Below are 17,290 nucleotides of genomic sequence, written 5' to 3' on the forward strand. Positions count from 1 at the left end.
TCAGCGCTGGATTTCAGACACTTTTCCCGCCTTCTCGTCGTACAGGTAACTCTTCGTGCCTGACCCTGCTTCGATGTCATCCATCGTCACGACCGGACCTTTGGCACTTTCCTCGAAGGAAGCCTGTTCGGCGCAAGTGCCGAATTCCTCGCTGGCGCGCAGCCCGGTTTCGTCATAACTCACCCAGGCAAAGAGGATAGGGCAGGCATTGCCCCCCGTATAAAGTTCGAGCAGCGCACTGTTGTCATGAATTTTGAGCAGGCGCGGCATATAGGCGCTTTCGAGCAGCACCTCGTGACTGCCGCCTGCATGGACGAACAACCCCGTGCCCTCGACCGTGTTCATGGTGATGTCAAGTGCGCCTTGGGGCAGGTCCACCTTCAGTGTGCCATCCTGATCGACATTGGGTTGGTTGCTGACCAGAACTTCGGCAGCCGCGGGGAGGGCAGCCACGAGCGAGACGGCAAGGATATTGGCAAGAAGGCGCATGATTCTTTCCATATTGATGAGGAGGCGGACACTATAAATCATCGACGTAAAACTCCACAATCGGCATGGCCTTTTCAGGGCAATGTCAGCCTACACTGGCAGCCAAAATTCCGGCGGAAGCCACTTCCCTTTGTGGTGAAAATCCCAACTCCGTGCGTACTCCAGTCTCCTCGCTGCGGGAAACGGTGCGCCAACACGGCGTCCGGTTCGAATTAAGGGGAAGCGTCCAAAATATTGAGGACGACGAAGACTCTTTTCCAGAGTGACGTCTACCGACGTGGCTCAGCAGGGCCGCGGCGTCACGGGATCGCAGAACGGCAAAGTGCTGGCGCGTCGGATCGCCTGTGCCAGCCGATCGTTCGTTTCTGCAACGGTCGGGATTTGTCCGTATTTCACTGCCGCGCGGCTGATCGTCTCGTCTATGATCCGCATCGCCGCAACAACGGTGGCCGCGCATAGTCGCACCTCAAAATCCGTCGGCGACATATCGAGCCTAAAAGCGATGACGCGCGCCATCGTGAGTTCTGTCGTACGCGTCGCCATGAAGAATGGCTCCAGCAATGCGGGCTCCTCCTCCAGACGCGCGATGAGGTGAACAACAAGCCTGCCGTCCTCGATTTCCTGGGCATCGATTTTGCTGAAGTCATACGTTATCTCGAGAAATCGCTCGACCGACATATCAAGGGGCCATTTTGCCAGTTTGTCGGCAAAACGCTGTGACGTCAGCGCAAAAAGCGGCTCGATGCAGCTCTCCTTCGTGCGAAAATATCGCCAGAGCGTCCTCCTCGATATACCCGCAGCCTCAGCGATATCATCGCCGCTGGTTCCTGCAACGCCTCTTTCGAGAAACAGACGTGCGGCAGACCGCGCCACGTTTATATGGGCGTTTTCCGACACTGTCCTACTCATCGAGCACTCCGCATGACGCCTGTTGCAAGCGACTATATGGCAACGAGTGCCACCAAGAAAGAGACCGAACGCCGCACAAGCCAATTGGCGTTGACCGCAGCGGCCACAATAATGACACTTAGTGCCATTGTGCAAAGGTTGCTCGCGTTATGAAGCCAGTCAGCTGTGAGGAGCTCCGATGAAATCCTGGACCGCTATTGCCATCTCGCTGTTCGTGCAGGTCACCGGCGCCTCCGCTCAGCCCTTGGAGGGTCAATTGTCAAAGATCGAATATCCGAAAACCGAACGCATCGACGCGGCAGAGAGTCATTTTGGTGTGACTGTCGCAGATCCCTATCGCTGGCTCGAAAATCCACCGGGCGGAAGCGAGGCCGTCAGCGCTTGGATTGTTGCCCAGAATAAGACAACGCGAAGCTACCTCGACACGCTTCCCGGCCGGGACATTCTCGAACAGCGCATAAGGGCTCTGTTTGAATACGAGCGCTACACGGTGCCCAGGAAGCGTGGCGACCGGTACTTCTTCACGTTCAACAGGGGTCTTGAGAACCAACCGGCCCTATATGTGCGCGACGGTGCTTTTGGAGAGGCACGCCTGCTGATCGACCCCAACGCCTGGTCGGACGACAGTGCCGACGCGATCGGCGAGTGGAGCGTCTCCGACGACGGTCGTTATCTCGCGTTCAGTGTGCAAGACGGCGGTACCGACTGGCGGACCATCCGCGTGCTCGACGTGGAGAGCGGTCAGGTGCTGCAGGATGTCGTCGAGCGGGCCAGATTTACGCACATCAACTGGGCTCCGGATGGCTCCGGCTTCTTCTACTCGCGCATGCCCGAACCCGCTCAAGGGGCGTCAGGTGCAGTAATTGCCAATCATGCCGTCTATTTTCACAGGCTCGGCACTCCCCAGGATGAGGATCGGCTGATCTACGCGACACCCGATCGCCCGGGCCTGCTGCACGTCGCCAATCGCACCGAGGGTGGCCGTTATCTCGCCATCTCATCATCTCCGGGGACGAACGAGAATGCGCTGACGATCGTCGATCTCGCCGCCAGCGCTTGGCAGGCCCGCACGATCGTGCCGAACATGGATGCCGAATGGTCTGTTATCGGAAACGAGGGCAGCAAGCTCATTCTCGTAACCACAGATGGCGCGGAGCGCCGGCGCATTGTGTCGCTCGAACCTGCGGAAGCCGATCTGCGGCCACAGGAAATCGTACCGGAAGATGCCGATAACGCGGTTCTCAATGATGCTGCGATCATGGGCCACAAGCTCTTCATAGCCTATCTCGTCGACGCCAAAACGGAGATACGCCGCTTCGACTTAAACGGAACACCTGATGGAACGGTGGCGTTGCCGGGTATCGGGACCGCGGGCGGCTTTCCGGGCCATCCGGGCGACAGGGAAGCTTTCTTCGGCTTTACCGCGTTTGATGCGCCGACCGCGATCTATCGATACGACACGCAGACCAATTCCGTTACGCCCTGGGCAGAGCCGGAAGCGTCCATCCATCCGGACGAAATCACTGTCGAACAAAGGTTCTACCGCTCCATCGACGCGACCGAGGTGCCGATCTTCATTGTGCGCCGCAAGGATGTCACGACAGCTGCTCCAACCTTGCTTTATGGTTACGGCGGCTTTGGAATACCTCAGGTTCCCTATTACAACCCGATCCACCTCGCCTGGGTGGAGCAGGGTGGCGTATTGGCCATTGCCGGCATTCGGGGCGGGGGCGAATACGGTAGGGCTTGGCACCGGGCCGGACAACTCGAGAGAAAGCAGAACTCTTTCGACGACTTTATCGCCGCTGGCGCTTTTCTCAAAAGGAGCGGCATCACCGCCTCGAACGGTCTCGCCATCCAGGGTGAATCCAACGGAGGTCTTCTGGTCGGAGCGGTGACGAACCAACGGCCCGACCTGTTCGATGTCGCGCTGCCCGGCGTCGGCGTCATGGACATGCTGCGCTTCGACAAGTTTACGGCGGGTGGTTTCTGGATCAGCGAATTCGGCGATCCCTCGCAGGAGCCACATTTCCGCAATCTCATTGCCTATTCGCCTTATCATACTATCAAGCATGGCGAGGACTATCCGGCCATACTGGCGACGACGGCCGACGCGGACGATCGCGTCGTTCCCGCTCATACGTTCAAATACATCGCTGCGCTGCAAGCGGCCGAGCTGGGGCCAAAACCGCGACTGGTTCGCATCGAGACCCGCGCAGGGCACGGTGCAGGCATGCCGCTCGACAAGGTCATTTCGCAACATGCCGACATGTGGGCTTTTGCCGCTCACTGGACGGGCCTGAAAATCAATCCGGTCAAGCAAACACGTTCGAGTGGAGAGTGATGATGTTCAGTTCAAAAACCGCTTCTTCAGCATCAATCTGCGGTGCTGCCCTCATGTTGCTGGCGCTGGCGAGTTGCTCGGCCACGGGAGACGATCGCTACGGACCCTGCTCCGGGTATCGGGATGACAACACGTGCATGTCGATGCAGCGTCACCATCGTGACCGCGAGCAACTGATGAATCAGGAAAAGGCCCTTATCAATTCAGCGCAAGCCAGAGAAAACCTGCGAATGCTCCGGGAGATCAGGCGAAAGCGTGGTGAGTATTGACATGAACGCTCCCGAATACGCGCGCTAAGCCGTAATCTTTACAGGAGAACCGGGCAGGGGCGACGAGAGAACCGGTGCCGGGATAATCCCGTCACCTCAACCCTTGTGCGCTTCAGCCCAGTGAGGATAGGTCACGAAGGCGGTCGTCGCGCCCTCTCCTTCGGTCGTTATCGTCACCGACTGCCCTTTGGGCATGTAAATGATGTCGCCCGGCCCAGCCGTAACTGTACCGTCGCTCGTAGACACGGACAAACGTCCGTGAAGTATGATCATCGTGTCGTCTACAGCCATTGTCTCCGTGAGGGATTGGCCGGGAGCGTAACGGCCGTATCCGATCGTGACTGGCCCGCCATCTCTTTCGTCCACCAGGTTCCCGACGTAGATGTCGGCACCCTGTCCCGGTGACTTCATGAGTTTTGCGTCGGAAAAGCTGAATTTTTGGACCTTCATCCGCGACCTCCTGCGTTCCTGCGTGAGGTAGCGCGGATTTTGGTACGAGCAACCACGGTCCATGGAGAAAGACATGTGAGAGAAGACGTGCGCCATCGCGACGCCCGATCAGCGGAACTTCCTTATGATCCGCGAGGCGGCAGAGCGTTCGATGCTGGATAAGGTCTTCGAGGCGATTGACGGCGCGACTGCCGAAGTCGAGGAAGGAGTTGCGAAAGAGGGTTTAGAATTCGAGCCAACCAGCAGAGACTACTTCCTATTCACAGTTCAGCAGGTCGCTTTCGTGTGCCTGTGCGGCGGCGATCCGAATACGCTTCGAGGCGGTGATCCCGAGCTTGGTCAGCGGATCGTGGGCAACGCCCAGCATATCATCGACTTCTACTGGCGGAGCGGCAAGGGGGTCGAAGGACTCTAGCCTGTTGCGAATATCAGCGCCAATCGACCTTCTATTCATTACGCCTACGCGAAGGGTCGCTTGTTCGTGTTCGATTTTATGGAACTGCACGAAAGGGGGCGTTCTAAAATCGACCCTTTGGTCCGGCCGGCAGCGCTTCTTGCCGCCGTTACAGCCTCGCTCAAAGATTGACCAATCGCGCTGCTGGCTGCCGGCTAGGAAGAACACTTGTCTTCGAAGAATTGAAAGGAGTCGGGCTGTCCGGGGATCGCCAACGAACGTTGCGAGAGCGCCACGCCCGCAGTGACATTTGCGACCTGCGGACCGCTGCCGATGGGCGCAGGCGACGAAGGGATGGTGCGAAGATCGGATCGCAGTGCAAGCACCTAGATGTGGCAAGTCCGGCAGCATGTTTCTGCCGGCATTGACTTCCGCGCCGCCGTGTCATGGGCGGCGCGTTGCAGGCCCTGCAGATTATTGCGGGGGCAGGACGCCTTTTCGGAGGATAAGGTTTCCATAGAAACGAGGTTCGCCACTTTGTACGATCATATAGGCTTTCGTTGCCTCCGCATAGAAATCCGGGGGAGTGAGAAGGCTGAGTGGCTGCCCCACCACCTGCTCCAACTCCTTCGTAACGGCATTCCGCCCATCGGCCGCAGCCGTCGTCATGGCTGACGCCGGGCTCGGGCCTTCGTCGAGCGGCATCACTGACAGGATTGCTCTTGCTACGCGAGGCGCGTCGACCCCGCTCAAAGGAAGGTAGCGCCGTGCAAGCGATGAGGCCGGAAAGTTTCTGTCCGCTATGACGATCGTGTCGTTGTGCCCCATGGATTTCAGGGCATGAAGAAGGTCGGCGGTGAGGATGGGGTCGATTCCGATGAGCATGGTTTTCTCACGCGTCCTGTGTTGTCGGTGCAAGAACGATTTCTCGGATGCAGGTACGCGACGGCAGGCTGTATGCCCAATGGATGGCCTCGGCGACGTCTTCGGGCGGTATGGCGCCGCCGACGCTTTCCTTGTAGTCGCGATATCCCGCCTTTATGTCTTCGGAAGAGGTGTGGTCGAGGAGTTCGGTCTCCACAAGCCCCGGAGCCACGACGACGATACGCACCCCGTCAGCGGCCACTTCCTTTCGCAAGCTTTCGCTGATGGCATGCACCGCGAATTTCGTGCCGCAATAGGCGGTGTGGTTTCCATAGACATTCCGGCCTGCAATCGAGCCGATGTTGACGATCGTTCCGCGTCGGCGGGCGGTCATGCCAGGCAGCACGGTCTGGCAAGCGTTGAGAAGGGCAACGACATTCACGTCGAACATATCCTGCCATTCCTGCCTTTTCTGATCCGCCACGGCACCAAGTTGCATCAGCCCTGCGTTGTTGACGAGCAATTCCGCCGGTCCAAAGACGCTCTCCGCTTCCCGAACAGCGACGGCGACCGCTTCGTGGTCTCGAACGTCGATGCGTCTGCAAAGCGTATTGGGCAGGCCGAGGCTTTCCAATCTCTCAAAACGCCGCGCAAGCAGCAGCAGAGAGAAGCCTTCCTTTGACAAGTGGCGCGCGGTTGCTTCGCCAATGCCCGAGCTTGCTCCTGTAACAATCGCCAATGGTGACATTGCATATTCCTCCCTCAGGCCACATCGCGTGGCGCGATCAGCCTATAGGCCATAAGAGCGTAAAAGTTAAGTAGTGAAGTTACAGAAAATGGAGTGAACGGCCATAAATGCCGTCACATTGACCTTGACACGTAGCGATAACGATGATTTTAAATTGAATAATGTAGCGAGGCTACATAACGGCAAGAGGATGCCGGGAGGAGTTGATGTATCAGGACAGATTACGCCTCGATGGCAAGATTGCCGTCGTCACGGGCGGGACGAGAGGCATTGGACTTGCCATCGGCAGGGCGTTGGCGGAGTTTGGTGCTTTGCCCATTCTTGCCGGGCGAAACGAAAAGCATGGCGCCGCTGCGGTAGACGTTTTGAAGAATGCGGGTTTTACAGCGGAATTCAAGTCGCTGGATGTGGGCAACTCTACTGCGGTGTCAGCGCTTATGGCTGATGTTGCGGAGGCCCACGGTCGCCTCGACATCGTCATAGCCAATGCAGGCATCGCCATCGAAGGCGACGCGCTTGTGCAGTCCGATTCCGACTGGCAGAATGTCCTGGATATAAACGCCAGCGGTGTTTTCTGGACAGTGCGTGAAGCGGCGCGCCACATGAAGGCTGGTGGAACGATCGTTGTCGTCGGTTCCATGTCTGGCCTGGTGGCCAATGTTCCCCAAAAGCACACCGCCTACAATGCGTCCAAGGCGGCAGCGAACATGATTGCCCGCTCCATGGCTGTCGAACTAGCCGACAAGGGTATCCGCGTAAACGCCATAGCGCCCGGTTACGTGCGCACCGACATGACGGAAGGCGGGATCGACAATCCAGACTGGTTCAAGGTGTGGTCCGAGCGAACGCCGCTGGGGCGGGTCGCCGAACCGGAAGAGATCGCTTCTCTTGCCCACTTCCTTGCATCGCCGGCATCCAGTTACATGACGGGCTCGATCGTCGTTGCGGATGGCGGTTACACCTCGACTTGATTGGATTGCCATGACCGTGCTCTCGCAACCGCAGACGGGGACCATTTCCTGGCGCGCCCTGTCGACGTTTCTTCTGCCCGCCGCAATCGTCGCAGCACTGCTGCTGGTAATGGCGTTTTACGCGCCGAACTTCTTCAGATTCAACAACATGATGAACATCCTCGTTCAGACGTCCGCACTGGGCGTGATGGCGGTGGGGATGTCCTTCGTCATGGTTGGCGGAGGCATCGATCTCTCCATTCCCGCCAATATGGCATTCTCGGCGGTGCTGGGGGCCATTGCGATGCGGTATGCGGGCGTGCCCGGTGGCGTAATGGTGATGCTTCTGGTCGGAACAGGTGTGGGGCTGTTCAACGGTGCTGCAGTGGCACTACTTGGCATGACACCTTTCGTCGTTACGCTTGCGACAATGACCGTGCTGGGCGGAACGACCGTCTGGATGACGAATTCCCAGTCCATCGCTGATTTTCCAGAGCTATTCTTTGACATTGTTCTGGCCCGTCCTCTCGGCATTCCAGTCTCGGTTGCGGTTCTCGTCGTCGTTACGGCGGCCACCAGCATCATATTCGCTGCGACGACGTTCGGGCGTTCACTCTACGCGGCGGGGCTCAATGCGCGAGCAGCACGCGTTGCCCGTGTCAATGTGGAAGCCGTGCTTCTCGTAACCTATGCGGTATCGGGTCTTCTGGCGGGTGTAGCCGCGGTTCTCCTGACGGCACGGCTCGGTTCGGCCTCTGCCAATCTGGGAAATGACGGTGTTGTTCTCGATATCGTCTCGGCCTGTGTCGTCGGCGGCATTTCCATCTACGGGGGATCGGGGCGTCCAGTCGGCGCTGTCCTTGGCGCGCTTTTCATCATCGTCATTTCAAACAGCCTCAACCAACTTGGCGTTTCCTTCTTCATCAATCTGGTCATCAAGGGTATTGCGATCATCGCCTTTATCTGCCTGGACCGTATCAGCTCGGGGGCCCAGCGATGAACAGCGCCAAACTTGTTATGCGCTCGATCAGCAAGCGCTTTGGTGGCATCGCGGCACTCGAACAGGCCGGCCTTGAAGTCCGCGCCGGTGAGGCCCACGCTCTGATGGGCGCGAACGGTGCCGGAAAGAGCACAATGATGAACGTCCTGGGCGGCGTGGTGCGACCCGATCACGGACAAATCCTGATTGACGGCGAGGTCGTTTCCTTTGCCTCCCCGACCCAGGCCAAACAGAAGGGCGTGAGCTTCGTTCATCAAGAGCTCAACATGCTGCCGAGCATGACGGTCGCCGAGAACGTGATGATCGATGCCATGCCGACACGTGGCGGACTGGTCGATCGCAAAGTCATGCGCCTGCGAACTGCCGAACTGCTTCGCCGCCTTGATTGCACGTTTTCACCGGATACGCTGGTGGAAACGCTCTCCATGGGGGACCGGCAGATGGTGGAGGTGGCGAGGGCGCTCGTCACCGATCCTGGGATCGTCATTTTCGACGAGCCGACGTCTTCGCTTTCGGAGCGTGAGAAGCGCCGGCTCTTTGATGTCGTGCTTGGTCTGAAGCGCGACGGTGTCGCTGTCATCTATATCACACATTTCCTTGAGGAAATTTTCGAGGTCTGCGACCGCGTAACCGTTATGCGCAACGGCACGACGATCGAGACACGCGATATGCATGCAATCACCGCCGGTGAGGTCGTAACGGCAATGCTTGGCTCCGTCGAGGCCGAGGAAAGGGTTCGTCCGGCCTTCATATCTATTGAGCCTCCGCTTCTTGCCGCGTCTGGCCTGTCGCGCGACGGTGCAATCGCGGATGTTGGATTTGAGGTTCGGCCGGGTGAAGTGGTCGGTCTTTGGGGACTGCTCGGATCGGGGCGCACAGAAATCCTGCGCGCCATTGTCGGGCTTGATCCGCTCGATGCGGGCGAACTCCGTTGGCGCGCGGGCGACACGCTGGACATCATCCGACCGGACAAGCTCCACCGCAAGGTTGGCTTTGTGACGGAGGACCGACGCGGTGAAGGGCTGCTTTTGCCACTCTCTGTTGCCAAGAACATTTCCTTCGGCAACCTGGACAAGGTGAAGGGGGCTTTCGGCATGATCGATGCGGCGAAGGAGAAGACATTCGCGTCCGGTTTCGTCGAACGGCTTCGCATCAAGCTGTCGTCGCTTTCGCAGCCTGTTCGCACGCTCTCGGGCGGAAACCAACAAAAGGTGGTGTTCGCACGGTGGCTCGGCACACGGCCCAAGCTTTTCATGCTCGACGAACCGACGCGTGGCCTCGACGTCAGTGCCAAGACTGAAATTCTTCGCCTGACCGCCGAACTCGCCACGGAGGGTGCGGGCGTGATCTTCGTCTCTTCGGAACTGGAGGAGATGATGCGCGTCTGCGATCGCTATCTGGTCGTGCACCGCGGCCGGATTGTTGCGAACCTTTACGGCGATGCAACGAAAGATGATCTTATGCACGCCGTTTCTGACGGGAGGGTTGCCGCATGAACCATTTGAAACAGCTCGTCGGCCTTCCGCTCGTCCTCGTCGCGATCTTGACCTTCTTTTCCGTGATGACGTCGCATTTCGCCACAGCGGGCAACATCAATGCCATGCTGCACGCAATGGCACCGCTCGTTATCATGTCATGCGGCATGGCTCTCGTCGTGTTCTCCGGCAAACTGGACATTTCGATCGGCTCTATCGCCTTCCTGTCGGCAACGCTTGCCGTGCTGCTGATCAACGATCACGCAGTGCCGCCGATTCTCGCATTTCTGGCCTCGCTCGTGGCTGGCATCGTGCTCGGCGCGCTGAATGGATTCATCGTCGTCGTGCTCGGCGTAAACGCATTGATCGCGACCCTCGGCACGATGATCGCTCTTCGTGGCATTGCGCTCAGCCTGACCGGCGCTGTGTTGATCCCCTTGCCGACGCAGGTCGCCCGTCTCGGGAATCTGACGATCGGTCCGCTTTTCGCCGATATCGTCGTACTTGTCCTGGTGGTCATTGCCGCTCACATTGTTCATCGGCACACCGTCTTCGGCCGTCGCCTCAATGCCATCGGCAATGGTGAGGATGCGGCGCGCCGCATCGGCCTTCCGGTTGATAGGACGGTGTTTGCCAGTTTCGTGCTGTCAGGTTTTCTGGCGGCGCTGGGCGGGATTGTGGCACTTCTTCAGGTCGGCGCGATCAGCGCGTACCTTGGCCGCGGGATGGAGTTTACGGCGGTCGCAGTGGTGGTCGTCGGTGGTATAAGCCTCTTCGGCGGCCGGGGCGCGATCCTTCCCGGCATTCTGCTCGGTGCCTTCATTTTCGAGGCGATCGCGAATGGCCTCAATCAGATGAGCGCAAATCCCTATGCGTATCAACTCATCACAGGACTGATCATCTTCCTGGCGATGTATGTCGACGCCATGCAGCATCGCCGCAAGGCGGCGGTCCGGACACGGCGCTGAATTCAAGACTTTGCACCCCCGAACCAGGGTGCCACAACCGGAGGAGAACGAAATGAGCATGCGCAAGATCGTTGCGGCTACGCTAGTCGTGGGCGTTGCATTGGCAAGTACCGCTGTCCGGGCCGAAGACTTCGTTGTCGGCCTGTCTTGGAATGCAATGGACAACCAATTGCCTGTGAAATGGCAGGAATATCTGCTGTCGGAAGCCAAGGCCCAGGGAGAGGCGGCCGGGATCAACTTCAAGTGGGTCATTAACGTGGCAGACGCCGATCCTGCCCGTCAAGCGGCCAACATCGAGGATCTCATCAATCAGGGCGTCAACCTGATCATCGCGCGCGCGGAAGACGATGCGGCAATCGGCGCTTCGATTCGCGCTGCCGACCAGGCCGGCATTCCCTTCATTACATTTGATCGGCCGTCGTCGACCGCGAAGCCGACGGCGCATGTCGGTGGTGACAGCTATGATCAGGGCAAGACCACGGCGGAAGCCTTCGTAGAGCTCCTGAAGGCCAACGGCGTAAAGGGTGAGTGCATCGAGCTGCAAGGCTCTCTGACCGATGTGAACGCCATGAACCGTTCGAAGGCCTGGCATGAGGTGACGGATGCTTCCGGTGTGGTGAAGACGCTTGTCTCGGTGCCCACGGAATGGAATCCGGAGCTTTTCCGTTCCGGGACGGTGAACGCATTGCGCGCCAACCCGCAGGCGAATTGCATGTTCCTGGGCAGCGACTTCGCTCTGCCAGCAGTGCAGTCCGCGCTTGAGGGCGCCGGCAAGTGGGCACCGCGTGGCGAAGCGAACCATGTCTGGATCGCCACACAGGACGTGTTTCCGGAGGCCGTCGCTGCAATTCAGAGCAAGTACATCGATCTGGGCACGACGTATGACGCCTACGCGCATTCGAAAGAGGCGATCCGGGTCGCGATCCGGGTTGCCAAGGGCGAGGGCGTCGATTGCCCGGACAATATCTGCCTCGCGAAGGGCCGACTTGCCACGCAGGAAAATATCGGCACGCTGGAAAACCTATGGTCGCGCGCCGAGTGACGCCTCTGCCGGAGCGCTTCGGCGCTCCGGATCTCACATGGCTTGACCTCGCGGTTGTAGCCATACTACATCAAAAGGAATGCGCGGGAGCATTGGTCGCGGTAAGCCGGCCAAACAGGGTGGAAATGCATGAAGTTCGATTCTGAAGAATTCAAGGGCAGGACGGTCCTCGTCACTGGCGCGGCGAATGGTATAGGCTTGGCGGTTTCGCGTGCTTTCGCGGAGCGTGGTGCGACGGTCGTGCTCACTGACAGGAGCGAGAGTGTCCTGGACGTCGCACGGGAATTGGGCGAGCGGCACCACGGCCACGTTCTTGATGTGACGGATGAAGCCTCGGTCGAGGCCCTCACTGCGAAGATCGGGACTATCGACATACTCATCAACAATGCCGGCATAGGCCCCCTGGCCCCCGCTGAAAGTTTCCCAACGGCGGATTGGGACCGTACCATCGAGATCAATCTCAAGGGTGCCTTCCTGGTGGCGCGCAGCGTCTCCAAGGGCATGCTCGCTGCAGGCTACGGCCGTATCATCAACCTGGCGTCGCAGGCTTCCGTTATTGGTATCGAGGGACACGTTGCCTACTGCGCAAGCAAGGCAGGGCTTGTCGGCATGACCAAATGCATGGCTATTGAATGGGCGCCGCGCGGCGTGACCGTCAACGCGATTTCGCCGACCGTGATCGAAACGGAACTCGGATTGAGCGGCTGGGCTGGCGAGAAGGGCGAAAGGGCGCGCGCTGCCATACCAACGCGCCGCTTCGGCAAGCCCTGGGAAGTTGGTGCTGCGGCCTGTTTTCTGGCAGGTGAGGGTGCGGCTATGATAAATGGCGAAAATCTTATTTTGGACGGCGGCTATACGATCGCCTGATCTGGCAGGAGCGAAGATGAGCATGCATGGAGCTTCTCCAGCGGCGACGGGCGGTAGTATTCTCGAGATTGCGCGCTCCATGCGTTCGGAACTGCGCAAGTCCGATCGCAAGGTCTGTGACATCGTGCTTGCGGACCCGCGCAAGATACTCAACGCTACGGTCGCTGAAACCGCGCAAATGGCCGACGTGAGCCAGCCGACGGTCATCCGCTTTTGTACATCGATCGGATGTGAGGGGTTCCAGGATTTCAAGCTCCGCCTTGCGCAGTCTCTAGCGCTCGGCACACCGGCAACGCACTCCGTCATCATGGACACCGACGGGCCATCCGAGGTTGCCGACAAGATCTTCGATTATATGATGACGAGCCTAGACTGGGCGCGCCACCATCTCGACAAAGAGCAGCTTTCCGCAGCAGTCGAGTGCCTGACGACGGCGCGACGGATCGAGTTCTTCGGTTTCGGCGCCTCGGGCATCGTCGCACAGGATGCGCAGCAGAAATTCCCTTTGTTCGGCGTTCCCTGTGGCGCGGAGACGGATTCCCATCAGCAGGTCATGGTTGCTTCGATGTTACAACCTGGCGACGTTGCCGTGGTCATTTCCAACACCGCTGCAACACGCTCGATGATCGAGATCGCGCGGCTTGCCCGGGAGCGCGGTGTAAGCGTGATCGGCATTGTGGGGATGCGCGGCCCACTGGCGGATCATTGCGACATCCTGCTGCTCGCCGAGACGCTGGAGAACACCAACATCTACACACCGACGATCTCGCGGATCGCTGCTTTGACGGTGATCGACATTCTGTCGACCGCCGTTGTTCTCAATCGGGGCGAGGAGCACATCGAGAGCTTCAAACGGATGAAGCGCAATCTTGCCTATATGCGCGCGAACGAGCGCATCTGAGGTCCTGAAAATCAAAATTCGTGAACTTTGAGCATGCACTTCGCCGGAGTGTGTGGCGGGTCTCGCTCGCGCAGAGACCGCGCTGGCCAACAAACAGGAACCAGACTTTCTTTCCGAGTCAGACTGGAAAAGCAAAAGTCCTTCAGATAGAAATGTAGCATTACTACATATGGAGACAGACATGACGAAGCCAGCGAACGCCGCGTCAGTTCACGGCGTAACTTCCGCCCAGCTCGCCGCCCTTATCGACATCAGCGCCGTCCAGGCCTTTCACACGGAAAACGATGTGCGGCAGCTGGCGGAGATCGCGGTCGGCAATGGCTTTATTGCAGCCCATGCCTTGCCCAACTTCGTACCGCTTCTGCGCGATCTCATTCCTGTGGAGGGATTGACGCTGGTCGGAGGTCCGATCGGCTTTCCGTCAGGTGGAACGGCAACGAAGATCAAGGTCGCGGAGGCTAATTTCCTGAAAGACGCCGGTGCTCAGGAACTCGACATGATGATGAATGTAGGCCGACTGAAGTCGGGTGATCTTTCCTATGTTGCTGATGAAATTGCTGCCGTTATCGAAGCCGTGGCGCCCTTGCCGGTGAAGGTCATCCTCGAACTTTACCATTTGAGCGATGCCGAAATTCGAACGGCGACCGATATTGTGTGCCGCAGCGGCGCTGCTTTCGTGAAGACCGGTACCGGCTGGACGCCGAGCGCGACAACGGTGGAAAAGATCGCGATCATTTCCGAGGTAGCCGCCGGACGTGCCGCCATCAAGGCCTCCGGAGGCGTGCGTGATCTCGATACGGTCGCACAGATGATTTCCCTGGGGGTTACGCGCTTTGGTATCAATACCACCGTGGCGGTCGAGCTGGTTCGCCAAGTCGAGGCTTTGCCGGACGGCATCCTTTCGCTGCCTGCTTGACGATAGGGGGAGGGAGTGACCATGGACTGCGTGATCGCCTGTGACCTTGGAACGGGTGGGGTGAAATCCGCCGTGTTCGGTGCGGACGGAGTTTGCCTTGCTGAAAGTGTCGTTGCCTACGAGACTTTCTATCCCGCGCCAGGGCGTCATGAACAGCGTCCGCTGGATTGGTGGAATTCGGTGACTTCGAGCATTCGAACGCTCCTTGCCCGGCCCGAAGTGGAAGCGAGCCGAATTCGAGGAATTTCGATTTCCGGGCATAGTCTCGGTTGCGTTCCCCTCGATGCGAATGGCGAGCTGCTTCAGCAATCCGTTCCCATCTGGTCGGACGGCAGGGCGCAAGCGGAAGCCGAAGCGTTCTTCGCGCGGTACAACTACGATCTCTGGTACGAAACGACCGGAAACGGTTTTCCTGCACCGCTCTACACGCTCTTCAAGGTCCTGTGGCTGCGGCGCCATGTGCCCGATGTTTTCAAGGCCACACACACCATCACCGGTACCAAGGACTATATCAATTTCCGATTGACCGGCCGTCTTGCCACCGATCCATCCTATGCCTCTGGAACAGGCGTGTACGACCTCGCCGCGGGCACTTACTCCGGGGCGATTCTCGATGCGTCGGGTATCGATGCATCGCTCTTTGCCGAGATCTTGTCGTCAACCGCTGTTGTGGGAAAGCTTCTGCCGGATGTGGCGGCGGCACTTGGCCTTCCGCAAGACGTGCAGGTTATGGCCGGCGGCGTTGACAACAGCTGCATGGCGCTGGGATCGCGTACTTTTCGCGACGGAGACATCTTCTGTTCGATGGGATCATCGAGTTGGCTCACGATCGCGTGCAAGGCGCCGCTTCTTGATCGTCATGTTCGGCCCTACTCCTTTGCGCATGTCGTGCCGGGTCTCTGCATATCAGCGACGTCCATATTTTCGTCCGGCACGGCGGTGAACTGGGTGCGGGATATTCTCATGTCGGATGTGGCGTCCTCGGCTAGAGCGGAAGCGCGTGACGTCTACCAGGCCCTCGCCGATCTTGCACAGAAGGCGCAGCCGGGTAGCGGAGGGTTGCTTTTTGTGCCCACTCTCGGCGGAGGCACAAGTCTCGAAGGTGGGCCTGCTGTGCGTGGCGCCTTCGTCGGCCTTGATCTCGGGCATGGACGCCCGGAGATAATGCGTGCAACCTTCGAAGGCATCGCGCTTGCCCTTCGCGTCGCACTCGATGCGCTCAGAAAAATGACTGAGGTTTCCGACGAGATTGTCATCGTCGGCGGCGGCGCGCGAAGTGCCCTTTGGAGACAGATATTCGCTGACATCTTCGATTGCCGGATTGTCAAGACTGTGATCGATCAGCAGGCCGCAGCGCTTGGCGCCGCGGCGCTGGCTTTTGTCGGTCTTGGTATATGGCGTGATTTCGAGTCGATCGTCGGCCTGCATGTGGTCGAGCATGCTCACAGCCCGGATCCTGCGGGCGCTTCGCTTGTAGAGCGGCAGCGTTCGGCATTTCTGGTAGCAATGCAACAACAGCAAACGATTGCAGTTGCGCTTTCTGCTCTTAGGTGAGGATAATTCGGCATTATCTGCGGATATCCTCACCTATGTGCCTAATTTGTGTAATTTCGCTCCATTTTTCTCTTTCCCGCATATCATCTCTGTAGTAATAGTACAGGCGTCGGTGTTGTAACCGATCGGAATGCCAAGGGAGGCTTCATCATGAAAATGTCATTTGTGTCGTCCGCACTCGCGGTGGCGCTTTCGCTCGCCGGTATCGTCGCCGCTTCTGCGCCGCGTGATGCCGTTGCGCAGGAAAAGTCTTACAAGTTCGCACTTTCGCTTGGTTGGACGGAGGGTGAATCCGGCCAGCACCTCGATCGTGGTTATCGAGATGCCGTCGCTGCGATGGGTGGAGAATTGACGGTTGCGGACGCGAGCTACGACGCCAAGCGCCAGTCCGACCAGATCGATGCATTTGTGCAGTCCAAGCCGGACGCGCTCTTCGTGACAGCTTCAGATCCGGCGGCCATCGCTCCTGCGGTCAAGCGCGCGATCGATGCCGGTATTCCCGTTTTTGCAGCCGACAGCCTCATTCCGGGCGTTGCCGTTACGTCTACGGCCATGTCGAACAATTTTGGAATGGGCGAATATTCGGCTCGCTTTATCGCTGAGAAACTGGGTGGCAAGGGCAAGATCGCGCTCGTCGATCTGCCGGCCAATGAAACGTGGGACCTGCGCGCTCATGGGCTCCGCTGGGCGCTGCGGCAGTATCCGGATATCGAGATTGTCGGAACCTGGTCCTACAATTCCACCGGCGCAACAACACCGCGTGCGGGCGTCGAAAGCCTTCTTACGGCTCATCCCGATATCCAGGCTGTCTGGTCCGCATGGGATGGTGCTGCGATGGAGGGCGCGCTTGCGATCCGCGCAGCGGGTAAGGACGGCGTTTTCACGACGGGCATTGACGGCGGAAAACAGGTGTTCACCCACATCAATTCTGACACGGGCGTCGCTCTTTCCATGGCGCAGAGCTTCTACGAGATGGCTCAGCTCAACGTCTACTACGCGCACGAAGTTCTGGCTGGACGCAAGGCGCCGCGTATCATCACGACCCCCGTCTATGCGGTGACGAAAGATGTCCTCAAGGGCGAAGTGCCTGACGATTACGACGTCCCCGGGCGCGCTCAGCAACTCGGCTGGCAGCGTGCGCTCTAGAAAA

General features: G+C 58.8%; 18 protein-coding genes. 13 read left to right on the plus strand and 5 right to left on the minus strand.

The annotated features are described in order from the left end of the window. Both K6301_RS16895 and K6301_RS16900 read right to left on the minus strand, forming a co-directional pair. On the minus strand, nt 1-489 hold the full coding sequence (locus tag K6301_RS16895) for a hypothetical protein (protein WP_247221676.1): 489 nt from the start codon (nt 487-489) through the stop codon (nt 1-3). Nucleotides 490-771: 282 nt separating this feature from the next. Then, nucleotides 772-1,398, minus strand: a complete 627-nt coding sequence (locus K6301_RS16900) for a TetR family transcriptional regulator (RefSeq protein ID WP_247221677.1) — start codon at nt 1,396-1,398, stop codon at nt 772-774. Nucleotides 1,399-1,576: 178 nt separating this feature from the next. Between K6301_RS16900 and K6301_RS16905 the strand changes: the two genes are divergently transcribed. Together K6301_RS16905 and K6301_RS16910 are read left to right on the plus strand one after the other, a co-directional pair. Then, nucleotides 1,577-3,742, plus strand: a complete 2,166-nt coding sequence (locus K6301_RS16905; protein WP_247221678.1) for a prolyl oligopeptidase family serine peptidase — start codon at nt 1,577-1,579, stop codon at nt 3,740-3,742. 2 nt (nt 3,743-3,744) lie between these two features. Continuing rightward, a complete protein-coding gene (locus tag K6301_RS16910) occupies nt 3,745-4,011 on the plus strand; it encodes a hypothetical protein (protein WP_247221679.1) in 267 nt (88 codons plus the stop codon). A 96-nt stretch (nt 4,012-4,107) separates the two neighbouring features. On the opposite strand, the gene K6301_RS16915 is transcribed toward K6301_RS16910, so the two are convergent. Then, entirely contained in the window at nt 4,108-4,461 is a 354-nt protein-coding gene (locus K6301_RS16915) for an AraC family ligand binding domain-containing protein (RefSeq protein WP_247221680.1), read from the minus strand. Nucleotides 4,462-4,585: 124 nt separating this feature from the next. On the opposite strand from K6301_RS16915, the gene K6301_RS16920 reads away from it, so the two are divergent. Beyond that, nucleotides 4,586-4,876, plus strand: coding sequence for a hypothetical protein (locus tag K6301_RS16920; RefSeq protein ID WP_247221681.1), 291 nt, complete (start codon nt 4,586-4,588; stop codon nt 4,874-4,876). 453 nt (nt 4,877-5,329) lie between these two features. On the opposite strand, the gene K6301_RS16925 is transcribed toward K6301_RS16920, so the two are convergent. Both K6301_RS16925 and K6301_RS16930 read right to left on the minus strand, forming a co-directional pair. After that, nucleotides 5,330-5,740, minus strand: a complete 411-nt coding sequence (locus tag K6301_RS16925) for an RbsD/FucU family protein (protein WP_247221682.1) — start codon at nt 5,738-5,740, stop codon at nt 5,330-5,332. Between the two features lie 7 nt (nt 5,741-5,747). Next, the gene (locus tag K6301_RS16930; RefSeq protein ID WP_247221683.1) at nt 5,748-6,467 is read right to left on the minus strand and encodes an SDR family oxidoreductase; all 720 of its coding nucleotides are present in this window, start codon (nt 6,465-6,467) and stop codon (nt 5,748-5,750) included. 206 nt (nt 6,468-6,673) lie between these two features. Between K6301_RS16930 and K6301_RS16935 the strand changes: the two genes are divergently transcribed. From K6301_RS16935 to K6301_RS16980, 10 genes are all read left to right on the plus strand, one after another. Next, the gene (locus K6301_RS16935; RefSeq protein WP_247221684.1) at nt 6,674-7,438 is read left to right on the plus strand and encodes an SDR family NAD(P)-dependent oxidoreductase; all 765 of its coding nucleotides are present in this window, start codon (nt 6,674-6,676) and stop codon (nt 7,436-7,438) included. A 10-nt stretch (nt 7,439-7,448) separates the two neighbouring features. Continuing rightward, on the plus strand, nt 7,449-8,417 hold the full coding sequence (locus K6301_RS16940) for an ABC transporter permease (protein WP_247221685.1): 969 nt from the start codon (nt 7,449-7,451) through the stop codon (nt 8,415-8,417). Nucleotides 8,418-8,434: 17 nt separating this feature from the next. After that, the gene (locus tag K6301_RS16945; protein WP_247221686.1) at nt 8,435-9,913 is read left to right on the plus strand and encodes a sugar ABC transporter ATP-binding protein; all 1,479 of its coding nucleotides are present in this window, start codon (nt 8,435-8,437) and stop codon (nt 9,911-9,913) included. Continuing rightward, the gene (locus tag K6301_RS16950; protein ID WP_247221687.1) at nt 9,910-10,860 is read left to right on the plus strand and encodes an ABC transporter permease; all 951 of its coding nucleotides are present in this window, start codon (nt 9,910-9,912) and stop codon (nt 10,858-10,860) included. Before K6301_RS16945 ends, K6301_RS16950 begins: the two co-directional genes overlap by 4 nt. A gap of 52 nt (nt 10,861-10,912) precedes the next feature. Beyond that, on the plus strand, nt 10,913-11,902 hold the full coding sequence (locus K6301_RS16955; protein WP_247221689.1) for a sugar ABC transporter substrate-binding protein: 990 nt from the start codon (nt 10,913-10,915) through the stop codon (nt 11,900-11,902). A gap of 129 nt (nt 11,903-12,031) precedes the next feature. Beyond that, nucleotides 12,032-12,769, plus strand: coding sequence for a GolD/DthD family dehydrogenase (locus tag K6301_RS16960; protein WP_247221690.1), 738 nt, complete (start codon nt 12,032-12,034; stop codon nt 12,767-12,769). Between the two features lie 16 nt (nt 12,770-12,785). Further along, nucleotides 12,786-13,670 carry an SIS domain-containing protein gene (locus K6301_RS16965; protein WP_343298968.1) on the plus strand — a complete coding sequence of 295 codons (885 nt, stop codon included), beginning with the start codon at nt 12,786-12,788 and terminating at the stop codon, nt 13,668-13,670. A 181-nt stretch (nt 13,671-13,851) separates the two neighbouring features. Further along, a complete protein-coding gene (gene deoC, locus K6301_RS16970; protein WP_247221692.1) occupies nt 13,852-14,586 on the plus strand; it encodes a deoxyribose-phosphate aldolase in 735 nt (244 codons plus the stop codon). Nucleotides 14,587-14,607: 21 nt separating this feature from the next. Then, complete coding sequence (locus K6301_RS16975) at nt 14,608-16,140, plus strand: xylulokinase (RefSeq protein ID WP_247221693.1); 1,533 nt, start codon at nt 14,608-14,610, stop codon at nt 16,138-16,140. Nucleotides 16,141-16,290: 150 nt separating this feature from the next. Beyond that, complete coding sequence (locus tag K6301_RS16980) at nt 16,291-17,286, plus strand: sugar ABC transporter substrate-binding protein (protein ID WP_247221694.1); 996 nt, start codon at nt 16,291-16,293, stop codon at nt 17,284-17,286. Nucleotides 17,287-17,290 lie beyond the last annotated feature (4 nt).

It is taken from the genome of Shinella oryzae, from assembly GCF_023038235.1.
GTDB classification, from domain to species: Bacteria; Pseudomonadota; Alphaproteobacteria; order Rhizobiales; family Rhizobiaceae; genus Shinella; species Shinella sumterensis.

Excerpts from the sequence above, each read along its gene's own strand:
- K6301_RS16915 (WP_247221680.1), bottom strand. The coding sequence starts at position 4,461 with ATGAAGGTCCAAAAATTCAGCTTTTCCGACGCAAAACTCATGAAGTCA.
- deoC (WP_247221692.1), top strand. The coding sequence starts at position 13,852 with ATGACGAAGCCAGCGAACGCCGCGTCAGTTCACGGCGTAACTTCCGCC.
- K6301_RS16900 (WP_247221677.1), bottom strand. The coding sequence starts at position 1,398 with ATGAGTAGGACAGTGTCGGAAAACGCCCATATAAACGTGGCGCGGTCT.
- K6301_RS16905 (WP_247221678.1), top strand. The coding sequence starts at position 1,577 with ATGAAATCCTGGACCGCTATTGCCATCTCGCTGTTCGTGCAGGTCACC.
- K6301_RS16955 (WP_247221689.1), top strand. The coding sequence starts at position 10,913 with ATGAGCATGCGCAAGATCGTTGCGGCTACGCTAGTCGTGGGCGTTGCA.
- K6301_RS16920 (WP_247221681.1), top strand. The coding sequence starts at position 4,586 with ATGATCCGCGAGGCGGCAGAGCGTTCGATGCTGGATAAGGTCTTCGAG.
- K6301_RS16895 (WP_247221676.1), bottom strand. The coding sequence starts at position 489 with ATGCGCCTTCTTGCCAATATCCTTGCCGTCTCGCTCGTGGCTGCCCTC.
- K6301_RS16925 (WP_247221682.1), bottom strand. The coding sequence starts at position 5,740 with ATGCTCATCGGAATCGACCCCATCCTCACCGCCGACCTTCTTCATGCC.
- K6301_RS16950 (WP_247221687.1), top strand. The coding sequence starts at position 9,910 with ATGAACCATTTGAAACAGCTCGTCGGCCTTCCGCTCGTCCTCGTCGCG.
- K6301_RS16960 (WP_247221690.1), top strand. The coding sequence starts at position 12,032 with ATGAAGTTCGATTCTGAAGAATTCAAGGGCAGGACGGTCCTCGTCACT.
- K6301_RS16945 (WP_247221686.1), top strand. The coding sequence starts at position 8,435 with ATGCGCTCGATCAGCAAGCGCTTTGGTGGCATCGCGGCACTCGAACAG.
- K6301_RS16940 (WP_247221685.1), top strand. The coding sequence starts at position 7,449 with ATGACCGTGCTCTCGCAACCGCAGACGGGGACCATTTCCTGGCGCGCC.
- K6301_RS16975 (WP_247221693.1), top strand. The coding sequence starts at position 14,608 with ATGGACTGCGTGATCGCCTGTGACCTTGGAACGGGTGGGGTGAAATCC.
- K6301_RS16980 (WP_247221694.1), top strand. The coding sequence starts at position 16,291 with ATGAAAATGTCATTTGTGTCGTCCGCACTCGCGGTGGCGCTTTCGCTC.
- K6301_RS16935 (WP_247221684.1), top strand. The coding sequence starts at position 6,674 with ATGTATCAGGACAGATTACGCCTCGATGGCAAGATTGCCGTCGTCACG.
- K6301_RS16965 (WP_343298968.1), top strand. The coding sequence starts at position 12,786 with ATGAGCATGCATGGAGCTTCTCCAGCGGCGACGGGCGGTAGTATTCTC.
- K6301_RS16910 (WP_247221679.1), top strand. The coding sequence starts at position 3,745 with ATGTTCAGTTCAAAAACCGCTTCTTCAGCATCAATCTGCGGTGCTGCC.
- K6301_RS16930 (WP_247221683.1), bottom strand. The coding sequence starts at position 6,467 with ATGTCACCATTGGCGATTGTTACAGGAGCAAGCTCGGGCATTGGCGAA.